The sequence below is a fragment of the Mycobacterium sp. SVM_VP21 genome (genome assembly GCA_024758765.1).
Lineage (GTDB): Bacteria > Actinomycetota > Actinomycetes > Mycobacteriales > Mycobacteriaceae > Mycobacterium > Mycobacterium heraklionense_C.
Map to the genome: position 1 here is coordinate 3,658,319 of CP101406.1, position 26,734 is coordinate 3,685,052.

General features: G+C 65.2%; 19 protein-coding genes, 1 tRNA gene and 1 pseudogene. 6 read left to right on the forward strand and 15 right to left on the reverse strand.

Translation table 11 applies throughout. The features are described from left to right. Positions 1-92: 92 nt before the first annotated feature. Positions 93-857: pseudogene (locus NM962_17115) on the reverse strand (PE family protein). A gap of 596 nt (positions 858-1,453) precedes the next feature. Beyond that, positions 1,454-1,527: transfer RNA gene (locus NM962_17120), tRNA-Pro, on the reverse strand. Positions 1,528-1,713: 186 nt separating this feature from the next. On the opposite strand from NM962_17120, the gene NM962_17125 reads away from it, so the two are divergent. Beyond that, positions 1,714-3,369, forward strand: coding sequence for a patatin-like phospholipase family protein (locus NM962_17125; GenBank protein ID UVO11648.1), 1,656 nt, complete (start codon positions 1,714-1,716; stop codon positions 3,367-3,369). A gap of 5 nt (positions 3,370-3,374) precedes the next feature. Here NM962_17125 and NM962_17130 read toward each other — a convergent pair whose 3' ends face one another. Beyond that, the gene (locus NM962_17130; GenBank protein ID UVO11649.1) at positions 3,375-4,157 is read right to left on the reverse strand and encodes a sulfite exporter TauE/SafE family protein; all 783 of its coding nucleotides are present in this window, start codon (positions 4,155-4,157) and stop codon (positions 3,375-3,377) included. 60 nt (positions 4,158-4,217) lie between these two features. Here NM962_17130 and NM962_17135 point away from each other — a divergent pair, with 60 nt between their 5' ends. After that, entirely contained in the window at positions 4,218-4,652 is a 435-nt protein-coding gene (locus NM962_17135) for a hypothetical protein (protein ID UVO11650.1), read from the forward strand. A gap of 9 nt (positions 4,653-4,661) precedes the next feature. On the opposite strand, the gene der is transcribed toward NM962_17135, so the two are convergent. The 6 genes from der to NM962_17165 form a co-directional block, all read right to left on the reverse strand. Beyond that, positions 4,662-6,068, reverse strand: coding sequence for a ribosome biogenesis GTPase Der (der, locus tag NM962_17140; protein UVO11651.1), 1,407 nt, complete (start codon positions 6,066-6,068; stop codon positions 4,662-4,664). Further along, positions 6,065-6,757 (reverse strand): (d)CMP kinase, encoded by a 693-nt coding sequence (cmk, locus tag NM962_17145; GenBank protein ID UVO11652.1) that lies wholly within the window; start codon positions 6,755-6,757, stop codon positions 6,065-6,067. Before cmk ends, der begins: the two co-directional genes overlap by 4 nt. Further along, entirely contained in the window at positions 6,754-7,512 is a 759-nt protein-coding gene (locus NM962_17150) for an rRNA pseudouridine synthase (GenBank protein ID UVO14797.1), read from the reverse strand. The genes cmk and NM962_17150 overlap by 4 nt, the downstream gene beginning before the upstream one ends. After that, the gene (gene scpB, locus NM962_17155) at positions 7,509-8,285 is read right to left on the reverse strand and encodes an SMC-Scp complex subunit ScpB (GenBank protein ID UVO11653.1); all 777 of its coding nucleotides are present in this window, start codon (positions 8,283-8,285) and stop codon (positions 7,509-7,511) included. The genes NM962_17150 and scpB overlap by 4 nt, the downstream gene beginning before the upstream one ends. Positions 8,286-8,299: 14 nt before the next feature. After that, on the reverse strand, positions 8,300-9,064 hold the full coding sequence (locus NM962_17160) for a segregation/condensation protein A (GenBank protein ID UVO14798.1): 765 nt from the start codon (positions 9,062-9,064) through the stop codon (positions 8,300-8,302). Positions 9,065-9,177: 113 nt separating this feature from the next. Continuing rightward, the gene (locus NM962_17165; GenBank protein ID UVO11654.1) at positions 9,178-10,035 is read right to left on the reverse strand and encodes a ParA family protein; all 858 of its coding nucleotides are present in this window, start codon (positions 10,033-10,035) and stop codon (positions 9,178-9,180) included. Between the two features lie 112 nt (positions 10,036-10,147). On the opposite strand from NM962_17165, the gene NM962_17170 reads away from it, so the two are divergent. From NM962_17170 to NM962_17180, 3 genes are all read left to right on the forward strand, one after another. Beyond that, positions 10,148-10,903: an O-methyltransferase gene (locus NM962_17170; protein UVO11655.1), complete on the forward strand. Its 756-nt coding sequence runs from the start codon at positions 10,148-10,150 to the stop codon at positions 10,901-10,903. A gap of 775 nt (positions 10,904-11,678) precedes the next feature. After that, on the forward strand, positions 11,679-12,275 hold the full coding sequence (locus tag NM962_17175) for a hypothetical protein (GenBank protein UVO11656.1): 597 nt from the start codon (positions 11,679-11,681) through the stop codon (positions 12,273-12,275). A 364-nt stretch (positions 12,276-12,639) separates the two neighbouring features. Continuing rightward, complete coding sequence (locus NM962_17180; protein ID UVO11657.1) at positions 12,640-13,224, forward strand: hypothetical protein; 585 nt, start codon at positions 12,640-12,642, stop codon at positions 13,222-13,224. 584 nt (positions 13,225-13,808) lie between these two features. On the opposite strand, the gene NM962_17185 is transcribed toward NM962_17180, so the two are convergent. Further along, on the reverse strand, positions 13,809-18,707 hold the full coding sequence (locus NM962_17185; GenBank protein ID UVO11658.1) for a DEAD/DEAH box helicase: 4,899 nt from the start codon (positions 18,705-18,707) through the stop codon (positions 13,809-13,811). 279 nt (positions 18,708-18,986) lie between these two features. On the opposite strand from NM962_17185, the gene NM962_17190 reads away from it, so the two are divergent. Further along, a complete protein-coding gene (locus NM962_17190) occupies positions 18,987-19,292 on the forward strand; it encodes an MbcA/ParS/Xre antitoxin family protein (protein UVO11659.1) in 306 nt (101 codons plus the stop codon). 223 nt (positions 19,293-19,515) lie between these two features. On the opposite strand, the gene NM962_17195 is transcribed toward NM962_17190, so the two are convergent. The 5 genes from NM962_17195 to NM962_17215 all read right to left on the reverse strand — a co-directional run bounded on the left by NM962_17195 (position 19,516) and on the right by NM962_17215 (position 26,271). Further along, positions 19,516-19,851, reverse strand: a complete 336-nt coding sequence (locus tag NM962_17195) for a helix-turn-helix domain-containing protein (GenBank protein UVO11660.1) — start codon at positions 19,849-19,851, stop codon at positions 19,516-19,518. Between the two features lie 63 nt (positions 19,852-19,914). Further along, positions 19,915-22,200 (reverse strand): TniQ family protein, encoded by a 2,286-nt coding sequence (locus NM962_17200; protein ID UVO11661.1) that lies wholly within the window; start codon positions 22,198-22,200, stop codon positions 19,915-19,917. Next, entirely contained in the window at positions 22,197-23,321 is a 1,125-nt protein-coding gene (locus NM962_17205; protein UVO11662.1) for a TniB family NTP-binding protein, read from the reverse strand. The genes NM962_17200 and NM962_17205 overlap by 4 nt, the downstream gene beginning before the upstream one ends. Continuing rightward, entirely contained in the window at positions 23,318-25,459 is a 2,142-nt protein-coding gene (locus NM962_17210) for a Mu transposase C-terminal domain-containing protein (protein ID UVO11663.1), read from the reverse strand. Before NM962_17210 ends, NM962_17205 begins: the two co-directional genes overlap by 4 nt. Continuing rightward, on the reverse strand, positions 25,456-26,271 hold the full coding sequence (locus NM962_17215; protein UVO11664.1) for a TnsA-like heteromeric transposase endonuclease subunit: 816 nt from the start codon (positions 26,269-26,271) through the stop codon (positions 25,456-25,458). The genes NM962_17210 and NM962_17215 overlap by 4 nt, the downstream gene beginning before the upstream one ends. Positions 26,272-26,734: the final 463 nt, after the last annotated feature.

Consider the following 26,734-nt stretch of genomic DNA (forward strand, 5'->3'; position numbering starts at 1 on the left):
GCTCCACCGTTGCCGCCGTGGCCGCTGGAACCCGCACCGGTGGCACCGCCGGTGCCACCGGTACCACCGTGGCTGGCAGCGGCGCCGTCGGTGCCGTCCCCACCACTGCCGCCGTTGCCACCGGCCCCACCATTGCGACCGCCAAACGGACTGCTCAAAGTCCCGCCACCGCCATTTCCGCCGGCACCGGCGGTGCTACCGGTTCCGCTGGCCGCGCCACCATCGCCGCCATTCCCGCCGGTACCTCCGTCACGGCCGCCAGTGGTGCCGGCCATGTTGCCGCGACCGCCGTTTCCGCCGTTGCCGGCGGTGCTGTCGGCACCACTGACGGCGCCGCCCTGACCGCCGTTTCCACCGGAGCCACCGTCACGGCTAGCCCCATAGCCCGCTACGGCGCCGTTTCCACCGTCACCGCCGACGCCGCCGGTGCTGCCGACTCCTTCGGCACTACCGCCATCACCACCGTTGCCGCCCGTACCACCATCAGCACCGGTGGTCAGCACGGCCAGGATGCGCGGGTACGAACTAGGCCCGGGGACACCGCCGCGGCCGCTGGCACCACCGTTGCCGCCGGCACCACCGGTCCCGCCGTCACCGACCGAATTGCCGCCGTTGCCACCGTTGCCGCCATCACCGTTGGTGCTGAAGAACACACCGGCATGGCCACCGACCCCGCCGTTGCCGCCGTCGCCGGCGTGCAGGCCGTCCAGACCCGTGCCGCCGTCACCGCCGGTGCCGCCGTTGCCGAAGAAGCCACCAGCACCGCCAGCACCGCCGTCGGCGCCGGCACCACCGTCGCCACCATCGCCGCCGTTGCCCAACCAGCCGCCGTAGCCGCCGACGCCACCGGCGACACCGTCTTGCGTGCTGTTCCAACCGTTGCCGCCGTCGCCGAAGATCCAGCCACCATTGCCGCCGTCGATACTGGTTTCGTTGCCGTCGACACCGTTGCAGATCAAGCCACACGCGCCGCCGAAGGCGAACAACGGGTTGATGAACTCGTCGACTGTCGAACCGAACGGGCTGTCGATCCAGTCCTGCATCGCGGCATGCAACGGCAGGTAGAGGTCGTTCTGGACCCAGTCGGCAAAATCAGTACCGACAGCCGCACCTGCGACGTCGGCACCGCTGAACAGCGAGGCCAAGTCGAGCGTCGACGCGGAGTCCGGGCTGTCCCAGTAGCCGGGCTCGAACATCGTTCCCCACGCGGTGGGGTCCAACAGGTCGGCAAAGAAGTCCTCGTAGTCCGCGTGAGCTGTCGGCGCCAATCCAAACGCGGCCAACGCCCCGACCGACGCTCCCGCCGCAGCCACCCGCCGCGCTGACGCAGACCCGTTTTCCTTAAGCCAACCTGAGATCTTCACCCGGTGTGTCTAGCACGGAAGCTAGTGAACCGCCATTCGAGCGCAGATACAGGGCAGCGAGAAACCACCGCTGAACAGTGCCGACACTGTCGGGCTGACAGGATTTGAACCTGCGACCACTTGACCCCCAGTCAAGTGCGCTACCAAACTGCGCCACAGCCCGCCACCGCCGCAACAACTCCGGCAGCAGGTCGAAAGCCTACCGCACGCCCGCGGGTGTCCCGAATCCGCGTGACGACACCTCGACCGCGTAGGCTCGCCACGCGGGACTGCCTCCCCTCGGCAGCGCGACTACCCCTCAGGAACCACACCACTTATGCAGCTTCCCCCCTCGCAGCAGTGGTCGGCTATGCCCGACCCCACAGACCCCATAGACATCCCCGAGACCAGCGCCGACTCCGCCGTCACCGACGAAGTGATCGACATCGGCGACACCGGCGACACCATTTTGCTGTTGCAGAAGATGGAAAATCGCCTCATCCGGCACACACTGCGCCGGCCCGACGTGCTCAGCGCCGAGCAGCTGCGCCGCCTGCGGTATCTGCTCAACTTCGCCCGGCTCGACGACTTCGAGCCCGGTGCCGCCGGCCCGGGCGGCGCCCGCGGCCGCGGTGACGTCTCGGTCGGCGCGGAACTGGCCGGGTGGCGGGCCAAGGTGGCCGACGCGCTGCGCGGCCCGCTGCGTGAAGAACGCAACCCGGTGATGGCGTTGGTCGCCGCCCGCGACACCCTGGGCGCGCTGGCCGCCGAGCAGGACGAGCAGCGCCGCCTGCTGGCCGAACGCCACGGCAACGACTTCTCCCTGCCCGAGGTCGACGCCGAGGTGGGCCACAAGAAGCTGGTCACCGTCCTCGGTGGTGGAGGCGGCGCGGGCTTCGTCTACATCGGCGGCATGGAGGCCCTGCTGGAGTCCGGGGCGGTGCCCGACTATCTGATCGGGTCCTCGTTCGGCTCCATCCTGGGATCGGTGGTCAGCCGCACCCTGCCGGTGCCCATCCACGAGTACATCGAGTGGGCCAAGACGGTGTCGTTCCGCGCCATCCTGGGTCCTGAGCGGCTGCGCCGTCGCCACGGCCTGACCGGTGTGTTCGCCTTGAACTTCGATCTTTTCGCCGACGCGATGTTCCGCTGCGAAGACGGCGCGCCCATGAAGATGTCGGATCTGGCGATTCCGTTCGATGCCGTGGTGGCCGGGGTGCGCCGCCAGCCCTTTGCGGACCTGCCAGGGCGCTACCGCAACCAGCGCCTGGCCGCCCTGCAGCTGCGGTCCTTCCCGTATCTGTCAATCGGGCTGGGTCCGCAGATCGCGACCCGGATGTGGCAGACCGCCGCCTTCATCGACCCGCGGGTGGTGACCCCGATCGTGATCGGCGGCGACAATCCGGACCGCGACGTCAACGTCGTTGACGCAGCATCGTTCTCGTCGGCGATCCCCGGGGTGCTGCACCACGAGCCCAAGGACCCGGCCATGGAGCCGCTGTTCGACGCGCTGCTCGCCGACAACGACGTAGGCGCCCTGGTCGACGGCGGCGCGGCCAGCAATGTGCCCCTGGAGTTGGCCTGGAAGCGCGTCCGGGCCGGCCGGTTGGGCACCCGCAACGCCTGCTATCTCGCGTTCGACTGCTTCCACCCGCAGTGGGACCCCAAGCACCTGTGGCTGGTGCCGATCACCCAGGCGATCCAGCTGCAGATGGTGCGCAACGCGCCCTACGCCGACCATCTGGTCCGGTTCTCCCCCACGCTGTCACCGGTCAACCTGGCGCCGTCGGCGGCCACCATCGACCGGGCCTGCCAGTGGGGACGCAAGAGTGTCGGGCCCGCCCTTCCGGTGGTTTCCGCACTGCTGCAACCGGTCTGGTGGGAAGGTACCGAGCCCGCGGTGGTGACGCCGAAGGCGCCCGCACAACCGGAGCACCCGCACGCCGCGTCGATGAATGAGGTGATGGCCTCGGCCCGGGCACCGCGCGGCCGCTGGGAGCGGTGGCGCAGGCAGAACCCGGCCTGAGCTGGCTAGACGCTCAGCAGCCGGTACAACCCGATCAGGCCGACCACCAGGATCACCGCGCGCAGCGCGTTCGGGGACAACCGGCGCCCGTAGTGACCGCCCAGGTATCCCCCGATCAGGGAACCGACTGCGATCAATCCGGCTGCCGGCCAACTGATCCGGTCGAACGCCGTCGCGATGTAGGCCACGGCGGCGACCACGTTGACGATCAGTACCAGCAGGTTCTTCGCGGCGTTCATCCGCTGCATCGACTCGGGCAGCAGCACCCCCATCACGCCGACCAGCAGAATTCCTTGCGCCGCAGCGAAATAGCCGCCGTACACGCCGACGACGAAGGTGCCGATCGCCAAAGCTGTTAGCCGGCCACCGCTGAGCTGGTCGGTCGAACGGCCCTCGGCCGCCGCTCGGCGCTGCGCCACTGCCTGGATCTTCGGCCCGATCACCACCAGCGCCAGGGCGCCGACCAACAATGCCGGCACGATTCGGTTGAACACGCTCTCGGGCAGGTGCAGCAGCAGATACGCGCCGAGCACCGCGCCCAGCAGTGATCCCGGTATCTGCCAGCGCAGCCGGTCCCACTGACCTCGCAGTTCGCGACGGTAGGCCCAGGTGCTGGAGATACCGCCGGCCACCAGGCCGATCGCGTTGGAGATCGTCGCGGTCAGCGGCGCAAAACCCAGCGTCACCAGGGTCGGGAAGGTGATCAGTGTGCCCGAGCCGACCAGGGCGTTGATCGCCCCGGCGCCCACCCCCGCCAGCAGGATCAATACCATCTGCGATACCGCCATTTGCAGCACCCTACGCTGATCGTGCGCAGGGCTAAGGCAGCCCAGCGGAGAGGTGAGGCAATGATCCGCATAACGGGAAAGTGGGCTGTTGGTGCTGTCTGCGGGCTGCTGTTCGCACTCGGGGCGCCGCCGGCGGCCCAGGCCGCCCCGGAGGTGCCCTCAGGCCCGTACGCCTTCACCGCCCAGCATGGCCCGTCGCAGCGGGCAGCGACGTGGACCTTCACCCCGTGCGGCGCGACGTGCACCAGCGTCGACGCGGAACGCTGGCTGCAGAACGCGGAGTTTCATCTCAACGGTGGCCGCTGGGAGTACAGCGGGCGAGGCAGCATGGACTGCCCGGTGGACCACACCCCGCTGCCGGTGTCGAAGACGGTCAGCTTCGATGCGGTGACGCTGGCCGGGCAATGGACCACCGCCACCCTGGAACCGTGTGGTCGAGGGCCAGCGGGCGGCGTGGTCGGGCAGTGGGATTTTCAGCTGACCAAGGGGGGTTAATCCCAGACCTCAGCGAGAATGCTTGGGGCCGCGCTTCTCTCGCACTCGCACATTGATCCGGATCGGACTGCCCTCGAATCCGAACGTCTCGCGCAGCCGCCGCTCCAGGAACCGGCGGTAGCCGGCCTCTAAGAATCCCGACGTGAACAACACGAACGTCGGCGGCCGCGACGTGGCCTGGGTGGCGAACAGGATGCGCGGTGCGCGGCCGCCGCGTGCCGGCGGCGGGGTCGCGGCGACCACCTCTTTGAGCCAGTTGTTGAGCTGGCCGGTCGATATCCGGGTGTCCCAGGAGGCCAGCGAGGTCTCCAGCGCGGGCACCAACTTCTGCACGGCGCGACCGGTTTTTGCCGAGATGTTCACCCGCGGCGCCCACGCCAGCCGGGCCATGTCCCGGTCGATCTCTTTGTCCAGCAGGTAACGCCGGTCCTCATCGACCAGGTCCCACTTGTTGTAGGCCAGCACCACCGCCCGGCCCGCCTCGACCACCATCGAGATCACCCGCTGATCCTGCTCGGTCAGCGGCAACGACGAATCGACCAGCACAATCACCACTTCGGCGGCGTCGATAGCGCCGTGGGTGCGCACCGAGGCGTAGAACTCGTGCCCGCTGGCCTGCCCCACCTTGCGGCGCAGCCCGGCAGTGTCGACGAAACGCCAGATCTTGCCGTCCATCTCGATCAACGAGTCGACCGGGTCGACGGTCGTGCCGGCCACATCGTGCACCACCGAACGCTCATCGCCGGCAAGCCGGTTCAGCAACGAGCTCTTACCCACGTTGGGCTTGCCGACTAAGGCCACCCGTCGTGGACCAACACCGCCCGCCTGCGCTTCCGATACCTCGGGCAGCTTGGCGATCACCTCATCGAGCAGATCGGCCACCCCGCGGCCGTGCAGCGCGCTGACCGTGAACGGCTCGCCCAGGCCCAGCGACCACAGTGCCGCCGCGTCGGATTCGGCCCGCTCGCTGTCAACCTTGTTGGCCGCCAAGAACACCGGCTTGCCGGAGCGGCGCAGAATCCGCGCGGCGGCCTCGTCGCCGGCGGTGGCGCCCACCACCGCGTCGACCACCAGGATCACCGCGTCGGCGGTACGCATCGCCACCGCGGCCTGCTCGGCCACCAGCTGCTGCAGGCCCTTGGCGTCGGGTTCCCAGCCGCCGGTGTCCTGCACCACGAAGCGCCGGCCGGTCCACAGCGCGTCATAGGACACCCGGTCACGAGTCACCCCGGGCAGGTCCTGCACCACCGCTTCGCGCCGGCCCAGAATCCGGTTGACCAACGTCGACTTGCCGACGTTGGGCCGGCCCACCACGGCCACCACCGGCGGCGGGCCGGAGTCCTCGACAAGATCGTCGAAACCACCGTCTTCGCCGATCTCCCAGTCGCTTTCGTCGACCCAGGTTCCGTCACTCATCGGATCGCCCCGCAATGCTGCTCAACCAGGTCTCGCAGATGGTCGATCACCTGCGCCTGGGTCATGTCTCCGGTATCCACCATCACCGCGTCGTCGGCGGGCCGCAGCGGCGACACCGCCCTGGTGGAATCCAGCTCGTCGCGGCGAAGCACGTCAGCCAGCACGCCGGCGTAGTCGTCGCGCAGTCCTGCCGCAACATTCTGGTCGTTACGCCGCTGGGCGCGAGTCTCGGCCGAAGCGGTCAGGAAGATCTTCACGTCGGCATCGGGCAACACCACAGTGCCGATGTCGCGACCCTCCACCACCACACCGCCGCCCTGGGCGGCCAGCTGTCGCTGCACGGCCACCATTCGGGTGCGCACCGCGGGAACCGCAGCCACCGCCGACACCGCACGGGTCACCTCGTCGCCGCGGATCTCGCGCGAAACATCTTCGTCGCCAAGAAAGGCGCGATCTCCCTCGGGCTGCGAGTCCACCGAGACCTCGACCCCCTGTGCGACCGCGCCGATGCCGTCGATGTCATCAAGCGCGACGCCGGAACGCAGCACCGCCAGCGTGACGACCCGGTACATCGCGCCGGTATCCAGATAACGTGAGCCCAGCGCCGCAGCCAATCCCCGGGCGACGGTGGACTTTCCGGTTCCGGCCGGCCCGTCGATGGCGACGACGGCCGCGCCGCCCGCGCTCACAGGCCTACCGCCGCATAGAGTTCGCCGACTTCTTTGCGGGTCAACGCCCGGATGCTGCCGGGGCGCTGCTCCCCCAGCGCAACCGAGCCGATGTCGGTGCGCACCAACTCCTGGACCGGAAATCCGACCGCCGCCAGCATCCGCCGTACGATCCGCTTGCGGCCCTCGTGCAGCGTGACCCGCACCAGCGACTTGCCGGGCACGGTGTCGACCACCGCGAAGTCGTCGACTTTCGCCGGGCCGTCGTCAAGTTCGACACCCTCGCGCAGCTTCTTACCCAGCCCGCGCGGGATAGTGCCCACCACGGTGGCGATATAGGTCTTGGGTACCTGATACGACGGGTGCATCAGCCGGTGCGCGAGTTCGCCGTCGTTGGTCAGCAGCATCAGGCCCTCGGTGTCGGCATCGAGGCGCCCGACGTGAAACAGCTTGGCGTCACCGCGAACTCGGTGTTCGACATAGTCGCCGATGCACGGCCGTCCGCGGTCGTCCGACATGGTCGAATGCACTCCGCGCGGCTTGTTCAGCGCCAGGTAGACCCGGGTGTCATCGACGGTCACCCGGGCTCCGTCGACTCGGATCACCGAGGCGGCGGTGTCCACGCGGGTGCCCAGTTCGGTCACCACCCGACCGTCCACTTCGACCCGGCCGTCGCGAATCATCCGCTCGGCGACCCGCCGCGAGGCGACCCCGGCCTGCGACAGCACCTTCTGCAGGCGCACGCCGTCTTGCTCTTCGTCCGGCCACGCCATCAGAGGTGATCCACATCAAAGGCCAGCGGCTGATCGGCCGCCGGCGCACCGCCGAGTTTCATGAAACGCGGTTCGCTGTCCAGGGTTTCGCTCATTTCATCAATCACGTCGACATCGGGCAGCAGCGGGGCGATGTCGGGCAGGTCGGTCAACGACGACAGACCCAACCGCTCCAGGAACAGCTCGGTGGTCGCGAACGTCACCGCACCGGTGTCGGGATCGGTGCCTGCCTCGGTGATCAGGCCGCGCGCCACCAGCGTTCGGATCACGGCGTCGACATTGACGCCGCGCACCGCGCTGACGCGGGCCCGGGTGACGGGCTGACGGTAGGCGACCACCGCCAAGGTCTCCAGCGCGGCACGGGTCAGTTTGGACCGGGCGCCGTCGAGCAACAGCCGCTCCACGTACGGCGCGAAACGCGCGCGGGTGTACAGCCGCCAGCCACCACCGGCCTCCCGCAGGTCGATGCCGCTGTCGCGCTGCGTGAACTCCTCGGCCATCGTCCGCAGTTTGGCCGTGATCCGGTAGACCGGTTGATCGGTGGCGGCCGCCAATGCCTCCACGGCCACCGGGGTGTCCACCACCAGCAGCAGGGCCTCGAGCACCGATCCGAGTTCGGCGTCCTCGAGTTCGGGTGCCAGCGCGACGTCGATCCCCAGGTTGGAGCCCAACGGGCCGGCGGATTCCGCCGCGCCCGCGTGGTCGTCTACAGCGTCGGCAGCCTCGGGAGCCTCGGAATCCTCCGCCCCGTCGGAGTCGGGCATGTGGTCAGTCATCAATTCGTCTCGCACTACTCGGCCGATTCTGCTTTCACCAGGTCTTCATTGGTGGGACGTTCCCCCGTCCACGACACCTGGAGCACACCAAGTGGTTCTGACTGCTCAAATGCTACCGCCCGGGCCCGATACAGTTCGAGCAGCGCCAGGAAGCGGCCGACGATCTCGATCGGCATCGAGCAGTCGGCGACCAGTTCGGAGAACGACGCCCACTGCCCCGTGCCGCGGGCCTCCAAGAGCCGCAACACCACACCGGCCTGCTCGGGCACCGACACCATCACCTGATGGAGGTGTTCGAGGCCCACCACCGGGACCGGACGCGGGGTGAACGCGGCCGCCGCAATCTGGGCGAACGAGTCGGCGTCGACACCGATCATCACTTCGGGAAGCAGGTTGGCGAAGTTGTCTTCCAACGACACCGCACGCGGGTAGCTGCACAGCGCGGCGGCTTCCAGCTCGGCGAACATCTGCGCGACGTGCTTGAACGCCCGGTATTGCAGCAGCCGCGCAAACAGCAGGTCGCGAACTTCGAGCAGCGCCAGGTCTTCTTCGTCGTCGACCTGACCGGCCGGCAGCAGCCGGGCCGCCTTGAGGTCGAGCAGCGTCGCAGCGATCACCAGAAAGGCGGTGGTCTCTTCGAGCTCCAGCTGCGCACCGACGTCGCGGGTGTAGGCGATGAAGTCATCGGTGACCTGGTGCAGCGCCACCTCGGTGACGTCGAGCCGGTGCGCGAAGATCAGCTGCAGCAGCAGGTCGAACGGACCCTCGAAGTTGGTCAGCCGGACTTGGAAGCCCGGCGGTTCAGCGAGGCTCGACGGAGGAGAGCCGACGCTGGGACCGCCGCATGAATCCTGCGAATCGGCGGGGGCGTCGGCCGTCTCAGTGTCGGCGTTCACGCGCCGAATCGGTCAATGACTTCGCGGGCCAACGCACGATAGGCCTGCGCGCCGCCGGACTTCGGGGCCCAAGTGGTAATGGGCTCGCCGGCCACGGTGGTCTCCGGGAAGCGCACGGTACGGGTGATGACGGTGTCGAACACCAGGTCGCCGAAACGCTCCACCACCCGCGACATCACCTCGCGGGAGTTGACCGTGCGCGGGTCGTAACGGGTCAGCAGAATGCCGCTGATCTCCAGCTTCGGGTTGAGCCGGTCGCGGACCTTGTCGACGGTGTCGGTCAGCAGCGCCAGGCCACGCAGCGAGAAGTACTCGCATTCGGTGGGGATCACCACGCCGTCGGCGCAGGCCAGACCGTTGACGGTGAGCAGCCCCAGCGACGGTTGGCAGTCGATCAGCAGGTAGTCGTAGCGGTCCAGCACCGGGGTCAGCGCCCGCGCCAGGGAATGCTCCCGACCCACCTCGTTGACCAGCTGGATCTCGGCCGCGGACAGGTCGATGTTGGAGGGCACCAGGTCCAGGTTCTCCACCGAGGTGTGCACCACCACGTCGTCGATGCCGACCCGTGGTTCGACCAGCAGGTTGTGCACGGTGTGCGCCAGGTCGTAGTGCGGCACCCCGAGGCCCGCCGACAGCGCACCCTGCGGATCGAGGTCGACCAGCAACACCCGGCGGCCGTACTCGGCCAACGCGGCACCGAGGTTGATGGTGGAGGTGGTCTTGCCGACGCCGCCCTTCTGGTTGCACATCGCAATGACCTTGGCCGGCCCGTGCGTCGAACGGGGCTGCGGCTCGGGGATATTCCGCGGCGGACGCCCGGTCAAGCCGACGTCGGGAGTGTCGTCGTCGCTCATGGCCGAACCGGCGCTGTGGTGGCGGACATCCGCAGAAGTCTAATAGGTGACCGGCTCTTGTATTAGCCACATGACCAGTGATTGCGGCACCGCCGGCCATAGGATCGCATCCATGAGCCTCAAACGACGTCTCCCCTTCCTGCGGTGGTCGTTCCTGCGGATTGCCACCGGTGCGCGCAACATCGTCACGACAGGCCAGATCGGCGACGGCCGCGAGGCCGCAGCGGTCGACTTCGTGCTGGCCAACGCCCGGGCCGGCGACATCGACGACGTGCTCGCCCGCATCGACGAGTTCGCCTACGAGAAGTCTTTGCTGATCAATATCGGCGACGAGAAGGGCCTGCTGCTGGACGCCGCGGTACAGCGGGTCAATCCGGCGCTGGCGCTGGAGCTGGGCACCTACTGCGGCTATAGCGCGCTGCGCATCGCGCGCGCCGCACCGTCGGCACGGATCTACTCGATCGAGCTGGCCGAGGCCAACGCCGCCAACGCCCGGCGGATCTGGGCGCACGCCGGGGTGGCCGACCGGGTGACCTGTGTGGTGGGCACCGTCGGTGACGGCGGGCGCACGCTGGACACCTTGACCGCTAAGCACGGCTTCGCCGCCGGCGGGCTGGACTTCCTGTTCATCGACCACGACAAGGACGCCTACCTGCCCGACTTGCAGGCCATCCTCGACCGGGGCTGGCTGCATCCGGGGGCGGTGGTGGTGGCAGACAACGTGAAGGTCCCGGGAGCGCCGCGGTACCGCGAGTACATGCAGGCCCAGCAGGGTTCGCGGTGGGACACCACCGAGCACCGCACCCACGTGGAGTATCAGAGCCTGCTGCACGATCTGGTGCTGGAGTCGACTTATCTCGGCGGTTAGCTGGCTGTAGGTCGAGTCAAGAGGGTGTGCGTCCGTAGTGGGTCGTCGACCCTGGGTGGGGGCGTTGCGTTGTCGCGGTCGGTTGGTGCTGCTGGATGAGGGACGGGTGCCTGGCGCCCACGCTGATGTATGCAACCTCTGGTACTTTGACGGGTCTCTCGAAGAATCACGCGATGACCTTCAATCATTCGGCAACGACACGCCGGTCCCGCTGATCAGGTCCGACTCGTACACCACTCTGCTGGACGCAACCTACGGCATTTGCGCAACGCCGACAGCCGCTATCGCTACGACGCCTTCGCGGCCTTCACCAAGTTAGGCGGCGGATCACCGCTGGAGCCGGCCGGGCGACAGCACCTTATTCGACGGGTGAGTCCAGAGGGAGCGAGTGCAACGGCTGGCTAAGAAGAAACTGTCGATCTCGCACGGCAACACGGATCCCTGGCGAGAACCACGCAGTCGCGGGAAACCCACGCCCGTTACGGCAACCCTCGTACAGCAGTGGCCACCGGTAATAACCAATCGTGTTGGGCGTCCGCGGTGTCGGCGCTGTCGAGCGGCTCGTGTCCGGCGTCGTGTCGACGACCAAACCAGACCCGCATCTCCTTGAGTATGTCGAGGACGACTGGCAAGAACTTGTGCGGTGATATCGAGCGCATCCCTGGCGCGACCGCAACATTGCAGTACCCTCATCGCCAGGTGGGCTGGCGCAGAAAATTTTTCAGAACGTTTCCGGTGGCGGCGATCGCTGCCAGAGAGGCTAACGCTCCACACAATGGCCGACGACCCGATCTCGACGATCTATCTGGCGGACCGCGCTGATGGCTCCGCCATCTACCAAGCCAACATGAATCTCCTCTACGTGATCACCACGTACGGAGCTCTCGTGTTCGCTGCGCTCGGCTCAAACTTTATCAAAAACGCGTGGGCACTGGCATTCATCGGAATCCCGCTCTGGGGTTTATTGTGTTACCAGGTGCAGCTTTTGGTGCTGGCATCCGTGAGGGTGAATTCCATCCGCATTCTGGAGCAGAAACTACTACACGGCGAAGAAAGACTTTCCGATCCGCAAAAGAACCAGCTCGGCTCAGACGCCGGCGATCGAGTTTCGCGCGTTTCCAGACAACCCCGGTGCCTCGCCGCCGCGAACCTAGCGGCCTTCTTTGCCATCGGCCTAGCGTCGATCGCTGTAGCCCTAGCTTCGCTAGCGACTGTTCCAAAGTGCAGCCCTGCATTCATTTTCGGTGCTACGACGCACTTCTTGCTGGCCATCATATTTCTCGGCGGCCTAATTTCGCTCCTGCGAATCAAAACTCTGATAGGTGCCCTCGGCAGGGAGGGTCCGTACCCCTGTAGGTCCGCCGGCGCATGATGACCTGGTCGGCCGGGACTTCACCGCCGGGGCGACGTCGTTATCTGCCGACATGCCAACAACTTATCGACGCCCACCGCGAACAAGGCTACGAGCAATGCCGGGGTAATACTAGTGTAGGGTTGCCGGCTCCGTGTCATACGACGATGCGCTGAACTGCGGCGATGCTGGTTGTCTCACCTCGTGTCGTCATCTCCTCGGCCAGCCCGAGAATGCGCTGATGAGGTACCGGTTCCGCAGGTAGTCGGCGATCACACTGAGCATGTGTTGACGGTGCGGCCAGTTGGGGTTCGGTCTGCGCCTCCTGCTAGCGTCGCCGTTCGTTGGCTCTGCCTGCCATGAAGTTCATTTCAAGGAGACCCCGTTGCGACTGGACCGGACCCCCGCTTTCTCCCGCGTAAAGCTGCTGCACGTCAACCTCCTCCCGACCAGTGAGAACACGGACATCAAAGAATCAGAGCTATTGGGTACAACTGTTACGGCATGGACGGGCCTCGAACCGAGCGACGACGTCTTCGCTGAGTGCGACATGCGTGGCGTACTTACCTCGGGGTCTGAGCTTTGTTGGATTGCAGGCGATTCCGAAGTCGAGATGATGCAACCCCCTCGGTATGCCGGTTTGCCGGAGGAACTGGTGGCGGAAGCGAAACCCATCGCGTCTCCTGCGGGTTCGAAAGCTTATTCGGGCACAGCAGAGGGATGGCCACCGTTGATCTGGAAGTCTCGGACGGTTTATTCCGCGATCAAATACGATGACTACGACACCGCCGTTGAAGTTCTTCTATGCGCTTTGTCGGTGGCGCCGGATGACGGCGATCTTCGCCCGATGCTGCTGGCGAGTTTGAAGGCACAATACGCACGGGTGCTGCGCCATCCCGACTCCTATCCTCAGCCCTGGCGGACGCAAAAGAGTCCGAGCAGCGCCATGTTGGACAGGCTTCGACTCTGACGCCCACGAGACTCCTACTCGATCGTCTGGTGCCTGCAGTGCGCCCCGGCCGGGTCGTCCTCCGCGCCGATAATGACCAAATATGCCACTCCGTCGGCCCTCTCGGGCGCATCGCGCCGGCAGCCCTCGACGACCCGCCGAAACTTAGACCTGAGCAACGGCGTCATTCCGACCGGTATTCACCTGTCGTCGGGGCCGTTGGGTTTGCCATCATGTCTGCTCCACGGGTCACCCACGTCGTGCACTAAGCGGTCTCGGTCGGCAGCCCATGCCCGATCTTCGGGCCCCTGGAACAGTTCGGTGATATCGGGCCATAATGGCCCACTTTCTGAGATGTTCGTTTCATTGTGGGTCATGTGTCTACGTTCCTCGCTGACGGCGCTTGGCACCTCTATCCACCTACAGTCTGTCGCTAGTGCCGACTGATCGCACGCGGCACGGAGTTCCCCCGGGCTGCAGGAACGGGGCTCCGCTGCACAATCAGGTGAAGATGTCACCAATCCGTGCAGCAGACCCCGGCGACATCCACGGTCCAAACAGCCGCCAGTCGAAACCTCCTACGGCAGGTTGGAGGTTGCAGTTGGCTACAAGCTATCAACGGTTTTCATGGTCTCCACGCTGACAGTTGTAACCCGCTTAATCAACTCGATGATGTACGTCGGGTCGTCGTGTTCGTCGCACCAGTCGTTGGGGTCGTTGACTATTCCCGACGCCTTGTCGGTCTTCACCTGATACCGGTCGATGATCCATGCCAGCGCCGAACGTGAGCCGAGCATGTAGCGCTCGGCTTCTTCCGGGATGCCGGTGATGGTGACCTTGCCGTTGTAGAGCAGGGTCGTGACGTTGTCGACGTTCTTACCGGTCTCGGGGTCTTTCTTCTTGGCCCACTTCATCTTCGTCACCCGCCACGTCTCACGGCTTGACGGATCACCGCCGGGCTTGAGTTGCACCTCAAGCGGATACGGCTCGACCGACTCGTAGCCGACGTGCAGCTCGGCCAGCCGGCGGCCGGCGTCGGCCAACTGGCCGAACCGCTCCCGGGTCTCTGGGGTCGGGATGTGCGGCAGCATCTTCTTCAGGTCCGCGGCGTACGCCGTCCGGTAGGCCGGATCGTGCAGCAGGCCGTAGACGTAGTAGAAGATGTCGTCCTTGGTCACCTGGTCGCCGATGGCCTCGCGGTAGAGAGCCAGGATGCCGTCGGTGATGTTGTCGACGCGGCGGTAGCCGTACTCGTCGACGTCGCCACTGCTGTTGTGGAGCGCCAGTTCACCGTCCGTGGATTCGACCTTCTTGTAGGTCCATCGAGGGAAGAACTGCGCCGTGTACGTGAAGAACGATAGGTCAGGTAGCAGGTCTGTCGCGAGGGTCGCGAACTGCGTGCCGTCACGCGGTGCAAGCACGAGGAAGCCGATGTTCTTGTGGTGTGGCGTCGGAAACATCTGTGCCAGCTCGCCACGCCGATGGTTGAGCATGGGGCCGAAGTAGACGTGTTCAACGTCGAACGGGCGATAACAACCTCGCCGCACCTCCTCGCCTGAGTACGCACTCACCGTCCCGCGAGCGAGGTGTTGTTTGAGGGTTGCCGACCACTTGATGCGCGTCTCGTCCGCTGCGTGTGGGTTCTGAGCTAGGTATGCGGTGACGGCTTTCTCGTCACGGCGGGTTACACCTTGGGCTTGGCAGTAGCTGTCAAAGGGTTCGAGCTGATCGTTGTAGTTGGTGACCAGGCGTGAGACGTTGGCTTTAAGTTCCTGGCGGGAGTAGTTGTACACCCAAGCATCCCGCGCCGTCTCCAGTCCGCGCGAGAGCGTGGTGAAGATAGTGACGGATCCTGGAGCAGGCTTCTTATCCCCGATCACAGGCCATGAGCCGTAGGCGTCATCGCGCTGATTCACCCAGTCGCCGTGTTCGTTCGGGGTGATGGTCTTCCAATCCACGGCGTCGAATTGGGTCTCATCTACGATCCGCAGCTTGTCCTCGCGGCTGAGGTAGTCACCAATGTCGTGGTAGAAGACGTCGCACGGCCCGCTGCGGTCGGCGCCTTTGACCCCGACGAAGACGGCGACGGTGTTGCGGCTGCCCGCGCCGAAGACCTTGCCGCCCTCCTTACGAGACAACTCACCCGCGGTGCGCTGGTTCCCTCGCAGGTTGTAGACGTAGACCGCCGAGTAGTCGTCGGCCAGGGATAGCCGGATCCCGTCGGCGGTGTTGCCGTCGATCCAGCCGCCGTTGGATACGAACCCGACAACGCCTGCATCCCCGATACGGTCAGTTGCCCAGCGGAAAGCCCGGATGTAGGAGTCGTAGAGGCTGTTCTTGTTGGTCGCGGTCGACCGCTTCGCGTAGGTGTCTTCGATCCGCCCGTCCAGCGTGGGGTATTTCACGTTGGCGTTCAGGTCATTGGCGCTGGTCTGCCCCACGGAGTACGGCGGATTCCCGACGATCACGTTGATGGGTGTCGCCAGCTGGGCTTCGATGCGGGCGTTGTTGTGCGGGAACATCAGCGAGTCCATCGAGTCATCAGCTTCGCTGATCTGGAAGGTGTCGGCCAGCACGATGCCGGGGAACGGCTCGTAGTCGTCAGTGTCGGCGGTTTTGCCCGCCAGGGCGTGGTAGGTGGTCTCGATGTTGACCGCGGCGATGTAGTAGGCCAGCAGCATGATCTCGTTGGCGTGCAGCTCGGTTGAGTATTTGCGCTTTAGGTCCTGCGCGGTGATCAGCTCCGATTGCAGCAGGCGGGTGACGAAGGTGCCGGTGCCGGTGAACCCGTCGAGGATGTGCACGCCCTCATCGGTCAGGCCGCGGCCGAAGTGCTGGCGAGACACGATGTCGGTCGCGCGGAGGATGAAGTCAACTATCTCGGTGGGGGTGTAGACGATGCCCAACGCTTCGGCCTGCTTCTTGAAACCGATGCGGAAGAACTTCTCGTAAAGCTCGGCAATGATCGCCTGCTTGCCTTCGGCGCTGCTCACTTCGGCTGCGCGACGGCGCACCGATTCGTAGAACCCTTCGAGTCGGGCGGTTTCGGCTTCCAGTCCGGTGCCGCCGAGCGTGTCGACCATCTTCTGCATGGTGCGCGACACCGGGTTGTGCGAAGCGAAGTCGTGGCCGGCGAATAGGGCATCGAATACCGGCTTGGTGATCAGATGCTGGGCGAGCATGCTCACCGCGTCGGCTTCGGTGATGGAGTCGTTGAGGTTGTCCCGCAGGCCCTGCAGGAAGTGGCCGAACGCTTCGGTGGCCGCCCCGTCCGCGCCGTCGAGGATCGCGGTGATCCGGGTGACCAGAGCTGAGGCGATGTCGGCGACGTCAGCGGCCCACTGCTCCCAGTAGGTGCGGGTGCCGACCTTGTCGACGATGCGGGCATAGATCGCCTCCTGCCACGCCGATAGCGAGAACAGGGCCATCTGCTGTGCACGATCGGCGTCCAGGTCGTCCTGGTCGCTGATGTGGTCGAGAATGGGGCCGATGTGGCCGCCGAGCAGCTTGTTGGTCCCAACACCGCCCTTCTTGTCGGTGTCATTGTTGAGGGCAATCGAGTTGACCATCGCATCGAAGCGTTCATCGTGCGACCGCAGCGCGTTGAGGACCTGCCAGACCACCTTGAACCGCTGGTTGTCGCCGAGTGCGGTCGACGGTTCGACTCCTTGGGGGACCGCGACGGGCAGGATCACGTAGCCGTAGTCCTTGTTGTCGGCTTTGCGCATCACCCGCCCGACTGACTGCACCACGTCCACGACCGAATTGCGCGGGTGCAGAAACAGCACCGCGTCCAACGCAGGAACATCGACGCCTTCGGACAGGCAGCGGGCGTTGGTGAGGATGCGGCATTCGTCTTCGGCGACAACGCCCTTCAGCCACGTCAGCTCGGCGTTGCGTTGGAGGGCGTTGAAGGTGCCGTCGACGTGGTGCACCGCGCAGGTCAAGCCGCGGTTGGTGGCCTCGACGTGTTGGCCATCGTTTTCGTGCTCATCAAGCAGTTGCTGGTAGCGGGTGACCACGATCGGGAACATCTCGGCGACCTGCTTGGAACTTTTGATGTCCCGGGCGAACGCCACTGCGCGGCGCATCGGCACTTCACCGGGAGCGAAGCCGCTGCCGTCGGGTCCGGTTCCGGCGCGTTTGGCCAATCCGTTCCAGCAGCCGACCAGTTTGGAGGCGTCATCAGGGGTCAGCTCCCCGTCGATCGCCGACAGTTGGCGTTGCAGTCCAGGTGCGATCACCGATTCGTCGATGGTCAGCACCAGCACCTTGTAGTCGGTGAGCAGGCCACGCTCCACGGCGTCGCCGAACGACAGCCGGTGAAACTCCGGGCCGTAAATTTCTTCGCTGTCCATCGTCGCCAGCTCGGCCGAATGCGCGGCGGCCTTGTCTTTCACCGCGTCGGTGAAGATGCGCGGTGTGGCCGTCATGTACAGCCGGCGCTGCGCCTTGAGGTAGTCGGCGTCGTGGATGCGCACGAAGTTCGATTCGTCATCGCCGGCCAAGGTGACGCCGGTGGTGCGGTGGGCCTCGTCGCAGATCACCAGGTCGAACTCATCGACCCCGAGCTTCTGCGCCTCCGCCACCACCGACAGGGACTGGTAGGTGGAGAACACCACCGTCAGACCCTTGGCACGCTTGCGGTGCGCCATCTCATCGGCAAGGCGCTGTGGATCGGTGGTGACCGGGATGGGTACGTCGTGGACGTTGTAGTCCTCGACGGTGCGCGAGACCTTGGTGTCCGAGCAGACCGCGAAGGCCCGCAAGTCCAGCTCGGTTTGAGCAGTCCAAGCTCGCAGCGTCTGGCTCAGCAGGGAGATCGACGGAACCAGGAAGAGGATGCGCGCCGCGCCGCCATTGTCGGTGGCGGTGCGTTCAGCGATCTTGAGTGCGGTGAAGGTCTTGCCGGTGCCGCAGGCCATGATCAACTTGCCGCGCTCGTTGCCGGCGGCGAACCCGCGGAACACCGCGTCGATGGCCTGTTCCTGATGCGGTCGCGGCTGGTGTTTCAGCGCCGGCGATAGGTCAACGTGCAGGTCACCGGCGGGCCAGGCGATGTCCCAGTCGATCGGCGATTCGGCGATCTCGGCCATCCCGATGCGCTGCACCGGTTTGGTCTGATCATCCAAGGCGGCCTCGGCGTTCTTGCCCCACCGGTCGGTGGTGGAGATGATCACCCGGTTGGTGAACGCGGTCTTGCCCGATGCGGTGAAAAATGAGTCGATATCACCCTTGGCCAGGGTGTGGGTGGGCTCGTAGAACTTGCACTGAATCGCCGTGTAATCGCCGGTGTCGCGTTCGCGGGCCACCAGGTCGATCCCGGTGTCGGCTTTGCCTGCGCGGCCGGGCCAGTCGACCCAGCGCCATACCGCGTCGTACTGCTGGGCCAGCATCGGGTCCAACTCGAAGTAGCGCACCATCAGCTGCTCGAACTTCGTGCCACGCTCGGAGTTCGACGGCGCCTTGCGGAACGCCTCGATCACCTCGTGAATGGAACCCATGCCTGCGCCTTCAGCTGTCGATAGTTGCGTCTACAGACCTTAGGCAATCGCCCGAGGCCACCTTGCTCGATCACGTCGGATCGGCGGCAAGACCCTCGGCCTGGGGAACCAGTCGGCATGGCGTGGAGTATCCGCGGTGGGGGTGACAGGGCCAGCGGGTAGCTGTCGTTGCCGAGCGACGGAGCGACTGTGGTTGCCGTACCCTGCGATGCCTACCAGGTCGCCCGCAATGACGACGCGGGCTAGCGTTGGGTTATGCCGGTACCCACGGAGCAGAAGGTGACCGCGCTCAGCCGTGACTTCGGCTCGCGGCGTCTCGCGGAGCTACTTGGGGTGGACGCCGCACAGGTCGCGCGGTGGCAGGACGGCGATGCAATCGATGGGGTCAACGCGGAGCGGGTGGACCTTCTCGAAGTCGTTATGGCCCACCTGTTGCAGCTGCATTCGATCGAGAACGCTCAGCGCTGGCTCGTCGGGCTGAACCCCAACCTTGGTGACCGTCGGCCTGCGGATCTCATCCGACGGCGGCGGACCCGCGAAGTGCTCGATGCGATTGCCAATGAGCGGGCCGGGAGTTTCGCCTGAGGCCCGTGGCGTTTTGCCTGCGTCATCGGCGTCATGTGGCGACCTGTGCGCTATTCCTGGCGCCTCCGCGCGGTCGCAACGGTACTCCGTAGGTTTTCGCCCATCGGGCCATGGTGGTGGTGCTGACGCCGCGTTCGCGGGCGAGATCCGGTAGTGGGCGTTCACGGGTGACGGACTTCCGAATGCACTTGGCGGTAAGCGGTCCGTGAGGCGGCGGGCTCGTCTAGTCAACCTGGCCGGGGGCAGTCCCCGGATACCGCGCTGAGGCCGCGTCGATCGTGATCGTGAGTCGTTGGCCGCAGGCACGAGCAAGTCGTTCGAGCAGCTCGAACGTAGGGGTACGGACGCCGGATTCGATGGCGGTAATCGCTGACTGGGTGACGCCCATCTTGCGGGCCAGTTCGACTTGAGTTAGTCCGGCGGCTTCGCGTGCACGGTAGGCGGTTTCGGCCAACTCGATTACCACGCTGGCGGTCGCGTAGGCCTCATCGAAAACGGCCCGATCCTCGGGGGTGAGATCAGCCAGAACCTGCGCGCGACGGTCGGTATAGCTGCTCATCGATTTACTCCTGTCCTGCTCGCAGCGTAGGACGCGGCATTCGGTGCAGCCAATGGCGCCGAGTCAGGTGGCGATCTTGGCCTTATTCCTGGCCGCTCCTCCCCGTGTCCGTAGGGGTACACCATGGGTTTTCGCCCATCGAGCCATCGTTGTCGTGCTGACGCCGCGTTCGCGGGCGAGGTCGGGTAGCGGGCGTTGATGGGTGACGTATTGGGTGTAGAGCCAGTCGGGGTCAACGGTGTGCTTGGTTGCTCGGCCGGGTTTGCGTGTCTCGATCTGGTAGTCGGCGGCCAGGCGCGCGATGGTCTGTCGGCTGACACCAGCCTGGTCGGCGATCTCGGCAAGGCTCAACCCGCAGAGTGCGTACTGCTCGATGAAGGCCTCGCGTGGGTAGGCCTCTTTGGCGCGGCGGTAGGCGTTGAGGTCGGTGGCGGCCGATGGGGTTGGGTGGCAGGTGAGGAGGTAGCGGGCGGTGTCGAGGTCTGTGCCGGCATCTTCGGCGGCGTGGCCGAGGAACAGCCCCTGCTGGATGCCGCGGTGCAGAGCGTCGAGATCGACGTGGTCGGGATTCTGGCCCGGCAGACGTAGGCCCTCCAGGAAGTCTGTGTCTGGCTCGAAATGTACTGGTTCGTCCCGGACCCCCTGCTCGGCAAGGAATTCCAGTGCGACGTGATCGAGCGCGTAGCTGAGCTCGGCGGTGAGGTAGTAGGGGAAGTCGGCGATTTTGGTCCGTAGAGCGGGGCTGATGTTCTCGCTACCGACCGGCATGCTGGAGATGCGTTCTTGCAAATAGGCTCGGGCCACCTGGGCGCGGGCCGGCCCGCGGCTGGTGGCGCCGGTTTCGCGGCAGATGCGCAGCCAGGTGTCGTCGGGCAGCAACTCGCGGTAGTCAAGACGGCGGCGGCGTGAGTAGTTGATCGGGACCGTTGATTGGGCGAGGTGTTCAACCAGGGACAGCAGGGCCTTGCTGATATCGATCCAGTTGGCGTGTTGGTTGAGGAGCTGCAGAGCGCGCGAGACCCCATGGTCGTCGAGTGGGCTGCTTATGCTGCGGGCCAGCGGCGACAGTTTCGTCTTTGTGTCGATGAGCAATACTGCGGCCGAGAGCGCCGGTCGCAGCTGACGCAGATGACTCCCGGGGACGGTCAACCGTAGGGCGACGTTCTGCCAGAGTGAGGTGGGGAGCTTGTCAACCTCGGTGATGCAACCCAATGTTCGGGTCGGGAAAGCCGGCCAGTTGCTGGTGGTGCGGAATCGGAGTTGTTCGCTGGGTTTGAGGCTCGGGCCTAGTGCTGCAAGTTGGGCAGCGCCAGCGATGCCTCCCGTCCACGCCAGGCGCGTAGTGGACGAGTGGGCGCCGCGTGAGCGGATCGCGGTGATCAGCCACCGCAGTGAGTCGCCTGCGGTTTGTACATCTCGTTGGTCGAGAGCCTGTAGTGCGGTGAGGGCGCCCGCGACGGTTACGCTCGCAGCCGTCGGCGCCTGTACAACGAGTGACTTCCTGGGACTCGCCGCCCGTGCGGTCGGCAGTTGTGGATGGTCCAGCTGGTAGGCGGTGAGCAGATCCTTGCCGATGATCGGTTCGAGTTCCGGTGGGCTGGCATAAGTGAGCGCTTTGACGGCGATTGCCCGTATGTCGGCGAGCACCTTGGCTGGTTGTTGCGGATCGTGGGCATAGACACCGCTGGTGACGACATCTGCGGTGATGATGTCGTTGATTCGGCGTTGGGCACGCAGGACGCGATGCTCGTCGTTGTCGAAGGTGAGGACTTCAGCGGTGCTCAGATCCGCTCCGCACCGTTCGGCCCGGGTTGTGCGATTGTCCGCCGGTGCTGCGCAGTGTCCCGGTCGTGGGATGCCGTCAGCGGCTAACTGCCGGATTCGGGGGCGGACACCGCAGGCAGGGCAGGCGTCGGCGAGCAAACACCTGTGTTCGAGGCAGGTAAAGGTCCATCCAAGTCTCCAGGCCAGCTTCCAGCGGCCACCGGACTCGGCCAGGCAATGCGGGCAGTAGCGCGAGCCGGGCCGCGGCCCCCAAGGGAAGGTGGTGTCCAAGCGGGTAGGAGTCTTTATCACCGCTGCCGCTCGGCCGTCGTAGTGCGACAACGTCATTGCCGACAGGACTGTCGAGTTCACCGCGGTGGCCGCATGCAGGGCGGTCTGCTGATTCGGGGTCAGTCTGATCATCCAGCGGGGCACCGAGTGAAGCGCTGGCTCGGTCAGGTGGACCGCTACGCGGAGATCGCCCCAGCTGGTGTGGGTGCGGTGCCCGAGTGCTTCCAGCCAGGAGTCGAGTGCTTCGCCGGCAATCGGATCGACATTGATGGGGATGCGTCGGATGTCGGTCATGACGCTCGCACGCTGACTCGCGTGGTGAGCTTGCCGGCTTGCAGTGCAGACTGCAGTTCCTGGCGGGCCTTCTCTGAGGCTTCGTCGTTTTTCACCCGGTCGAGTAGGTCTCGGGTAAGCCGTTCGGATCCGGTCCGCACGGCGCGTTGGCAGCCCCGGTTGACCAGCGTGATCAGTGATCCGATATGCCCGGTGGATCGGGCATACAGGTAGTCGGAGAGCTCATCGGCCAGCATGCCCGGGTGACTGTCGGCCAGGACAATCCGGCGCTCCAGGGTCAACAGGAGATCACGCCATCGTTTGCGCTCTGCCTTGGTCTTGATGGTGAATGCGTCCATCCCGAGCTTTGTTGTACGCCTGCCTGTTTGGGCGATGATCGCATCCTGGTAGGACGACCCCTCCGAGAACAGCCCGTGCTTGGTCAGCCCAACGCCGATATAGATGATGGTGACCGGGAATTCGTTGGCGATGTATTTGAAGTGGTTGCTGATTTCCACACCTTGGGTGTTGCGCCAGCGCAGGAAGTGCAGGTCGTCGATCATCAACAGGCGGGTTTGGCAGGCCAGTACGCAGTCCAGGGCTCGGTGGGCCAACTGCGCGGCGGTCCCGCGATGGGTGCCGGGGTGGCCGAAGTAGTCGAGCATGGCTCGGTTGAAATCGACCATGCCGGTGTTGCCGGTCAAGCCCACCCGACAGACGGGGATTCGCCGGTGCCCTCCTGGCGTTGCCGATCCGCGTTCGGTGATTTCGCGGCGGTGGAAGTCGCGGGCGAAGGCTAGGGCTGCGGTGGTCTTCCCCAGTCCGGGGTATCCGTCAATGGCGACAGCGCTTTTGGGTTTGTCGCCGGTTTGATGGTTGCTGTCGACGATGTCCCAGAGTTGTTCGTGCAGCTCGGCGAGTTGCGGTGTCCGCAAGGGTCCGAGGTTGGCGTGCCAGGTGCGTCGTTGGGCGTTGTAGTCGATCAGCGCGGCCTCGCCGAGTGCCTTGATCCCTGCCCGGGTCAGCGGTTCGGGACGGGTCAGCACCGGGGCCTCGGCGAAAGCGAAGAATCCTTCGTTGCGCGCCAGCGTGAGATTGTCCAGGTTCGCCGGGTGTGGCGGCGGCTGCACCGCGGCAGTCATGCGTCCTCCCATGCAGTGGCGTAGAACTCGTCGGGGTCGTCGCTGCTGTCGTCGTCGCCACACTCGTCATGAGGTGGTTCGTCAGCCAAGGGTCGCCCGCTATCGTCCGCGCCTCCCTCAGTGGTCTGGTCCGGCAGTGCCGGTTGGACCGATGACAGGGCCTGCACCAATTGCTGTGTGCTATCGGTTGCGGCACAGAGCAGTTCGTCGTCGCGGGATTGGCGCAGCGCCAGGCGTCGTTCGGTTGGTGTTTTGCCCAGTCCGAGGTTCCACCGTTCCAGCAGGAGCTCCATCGCGAGCTCGTCATTGGGATAGGTGAATTTCTGTCGCGCCAGCCCGCGGCCGAAGGCCAGTGCATCGTCGCCGAAAGGTGCTGTGAGCGCTCCCGCGTGCTCCCACATCAGGGGGTACCACGTTCGTTCACTCGGATCACGGAAGTAGACGCGGGAGATGTCGTCAGGGTGGTAGTGAACCGGCCACCGCCCGCCGGGGTAAGGGCTGCGCTGGTCGCGATAACGATCCAGGGCTGGCCCGTTGTACTTCCTGCCCCGGATCTCGATGCCGGTGTGCTGGATAGTGCGCTTTTCAACGGGGAGAAACTCGAGGGCAAGATCACGGTCTCGCGGAGCTTCGATATACCCGGCGCGGGCAAGACCGTGTTCGAACATAACCGCCGGCGACAGGTCCAGCGCCGGCAGGCCCGGTTCCACCAGTCCGCGGTGGGGCCGCCGATGATACACCACCGCAATCCATTCGCGGATGATCGCTTCGAGTTCGTCGATGTAGAAGTGCGCATCGTCTTCGGGTGCGACTCCGCGGGAGTGGATGTCGGGACCTTTATAGCCGGGCAGGTACTGCAGCAAGCCTTCCCGGACGGTGCGGAAGAAGCGTTCGACCGGACCTTTGTCACGTCCGGTGCGCAGCCGTGCAGGTTGGATGGAGATACCCATACGTTGGCACACGCTGGTCATGTGCTCGGACACATAGATTTTGCCGTGGTCCACCAGAAGCGTCTCGGGAACGATCGCGGGCCCGACTGCTCGCGCGCCTTCACGGTCAATCGCCGCGACGTCGAGCAGCACCGACCGAGGTATACCGTGTTCGGGCCACGTGGCCTCCTTCGGCCAGGCCGTCGGTGCCGGCGCCGGCCGATAGGTCTGGTATAAAACCGTCGCCGCATCGATTGACTTTGTCGAGACCGGTGTCAGACGCAGACCGGTGATGCAGCGTGTATACCAATCCATGGCCACGGTGAGCTCGACCTGGACCCAGCGCAACGTGATCGGGTCCATGGCGAAGACATCGAGTCGGGTGGTGTCCATCAGCAGGTATTCGCCGGGACGGGTGGGCCGCAATTTCCCGAGGACACCCGGGTTACGCGCGGCGATGTCCCGGTTGCGTTTGGTACTCAACCGAAATGTCGGATGTTTTGACTCCAGCGCGGTCAGGGTCCGGTAAGCGGTGGCGCGGCTCGGCAACGGTATGACGTCAGGACCGAAGCGGGCGATGACGCGCGCGTTGGTGTGTTTGATCACCGCCGTTCGTGACGGGCGCGAGAGATCGGTGTGTTCCACCATGATCTCCAGGGCGGTCTCCCACCACCTGACATCCACGCCCGGCACGTTCTGTACGCGCAGGGTCTTGGCGTTAGCCAGGCCTGCCTCGCCGTGTTCGGAGAACGCGGCCACCATGCGCTGAACAGTGCGCGCGTCGACTTCGAGCTCTGCGGCCTTGGCGTGATACCTGGCCGTAAGTGGCAGCTCGGGGTGGTATTCCGGTCGAGGCTCACCTGGCTCGGCCGTCGCCTCATACCCGGAGCGATATCCGGTGAGGACCTCCCGGATGTGGCCCGCACGTTCCCGGATTCGGTTCCGTTCTTCTTTGTTGAGCATCGCCAGGACCGTTGCAGCGACATCACGGGGGTTCGGTGATCCGTCGGTTCGGGTGGCCTCGTCGTGCGGATGATTGTGGCGGTAGGCGAGCAGCTCTCGAAGTGATACGCCGCGGATTTGTTCGGTCCCAACGGTTTTCACCGTGGCGACATTGCCTCCGGTGCCGGTACGGATCTCCACGATCTGGACCAGCTCACCCTCGTAGCAGAGGCGACTATCTGGGCCGATGCGAAGTCGCTCGTTCATGACCGTGCCCCCGTGCGCAGGACGGAGGTTGCCTGCAGCGGGACGTCGAGATCGGTGACCCACGTTCCGTTCCACAGTAGGTGGCAGATCGCCGCGCGCACCAACGGACGCGACAAGTCGGGGAGGGCGGCGGTCGCTTGCCCGACGGTCAGACAGTCGAGATCCGCCTTCCTGACCAGTTCCAGGACTTGCTTGTTGATTCGGCGTTCGTCGCGATAGCCGGCCAGAAAACGCAGGTTGGCCAGTTCAACTGGGGGCGGCTCGCTCCACACTTCGTAATCCCATCCGTGGTCCTCGATGAGTTGGCGTGCCCACGACAAGGTGTAGGCGACCGTGGGGGCACTCACGCGGTGTCGCAGCTTGACCTCGACGACCACCGGACCGTTCGGCGTGCGCAAGAGGAAGTCGGGGATGTGCCGGCGCCACCGGCCATCGACCTCGGCTTCCAGCAGGAACGGTTGAGCCACGATCGAGGTGACGTTTTGGTCGAAGTCGGCGTAGATCAGCCGTGCGAGCTCCAATCGCGATTCGTAGATGACGTGATCGCGTTGGGTCCTGGACCAGTAGGTCCCCGAGTAGTGCTGCTGGCCGTACCACCAGCGGAAGGTCCGCCACGGGGCCAGCGGTGCGGCCAAGACTGCCGCGGCGTCGTCCCAGTCGAGTGTTTCGACGGAATCATCCGTGGTTCGGAACCGGACTGTGGCGGTGGCTGGATCGACCTGGATCAGTCGATCGGGTCCATCGGCGGGCGGCCGGATGGGCGGCACGGGTTCGTGCCCGTTGACAAGCGCGCTCGAATACGTTGAAATCATGAGGGTCCCTTCGCATGGGGGTTAGTTCGAATTGCGGCGCATGTGCCGCTACCAAGGCCGAGTCGCAACCTCGGCCTTTTGGTATTTCTAGGGGTTGTCAGTGCGACAACATCTACTCAATCGTGGCTGTCCGCACCTCCCGCCGTTGCTGGCTTCTTGACCGCTGACTGCCTGTGATCGGTTGGCGCAGCGGTGATTTCAGATACTGCTTCACTTCTGAAAGCGTGTTCGTAACCGAGTTCGATGAGCTTGGCGCCAGCCGTGGATAGCGAGACATTCCAATCTTGAGCGCACCAGTAGAGGACCTCGGCAGCTCTTTGGGGAAGTCGAAGCTCCACCCGAACTATGTCTCGTGGTCGAAGTCTCGGGCGCATCGCCGACCTTGCCTTCCGCTGATTACGTCGTCCACGTCCGGTGGACCACCGTTGGAACGCCATTGTTATGCCAGTATCAAACACCCTGG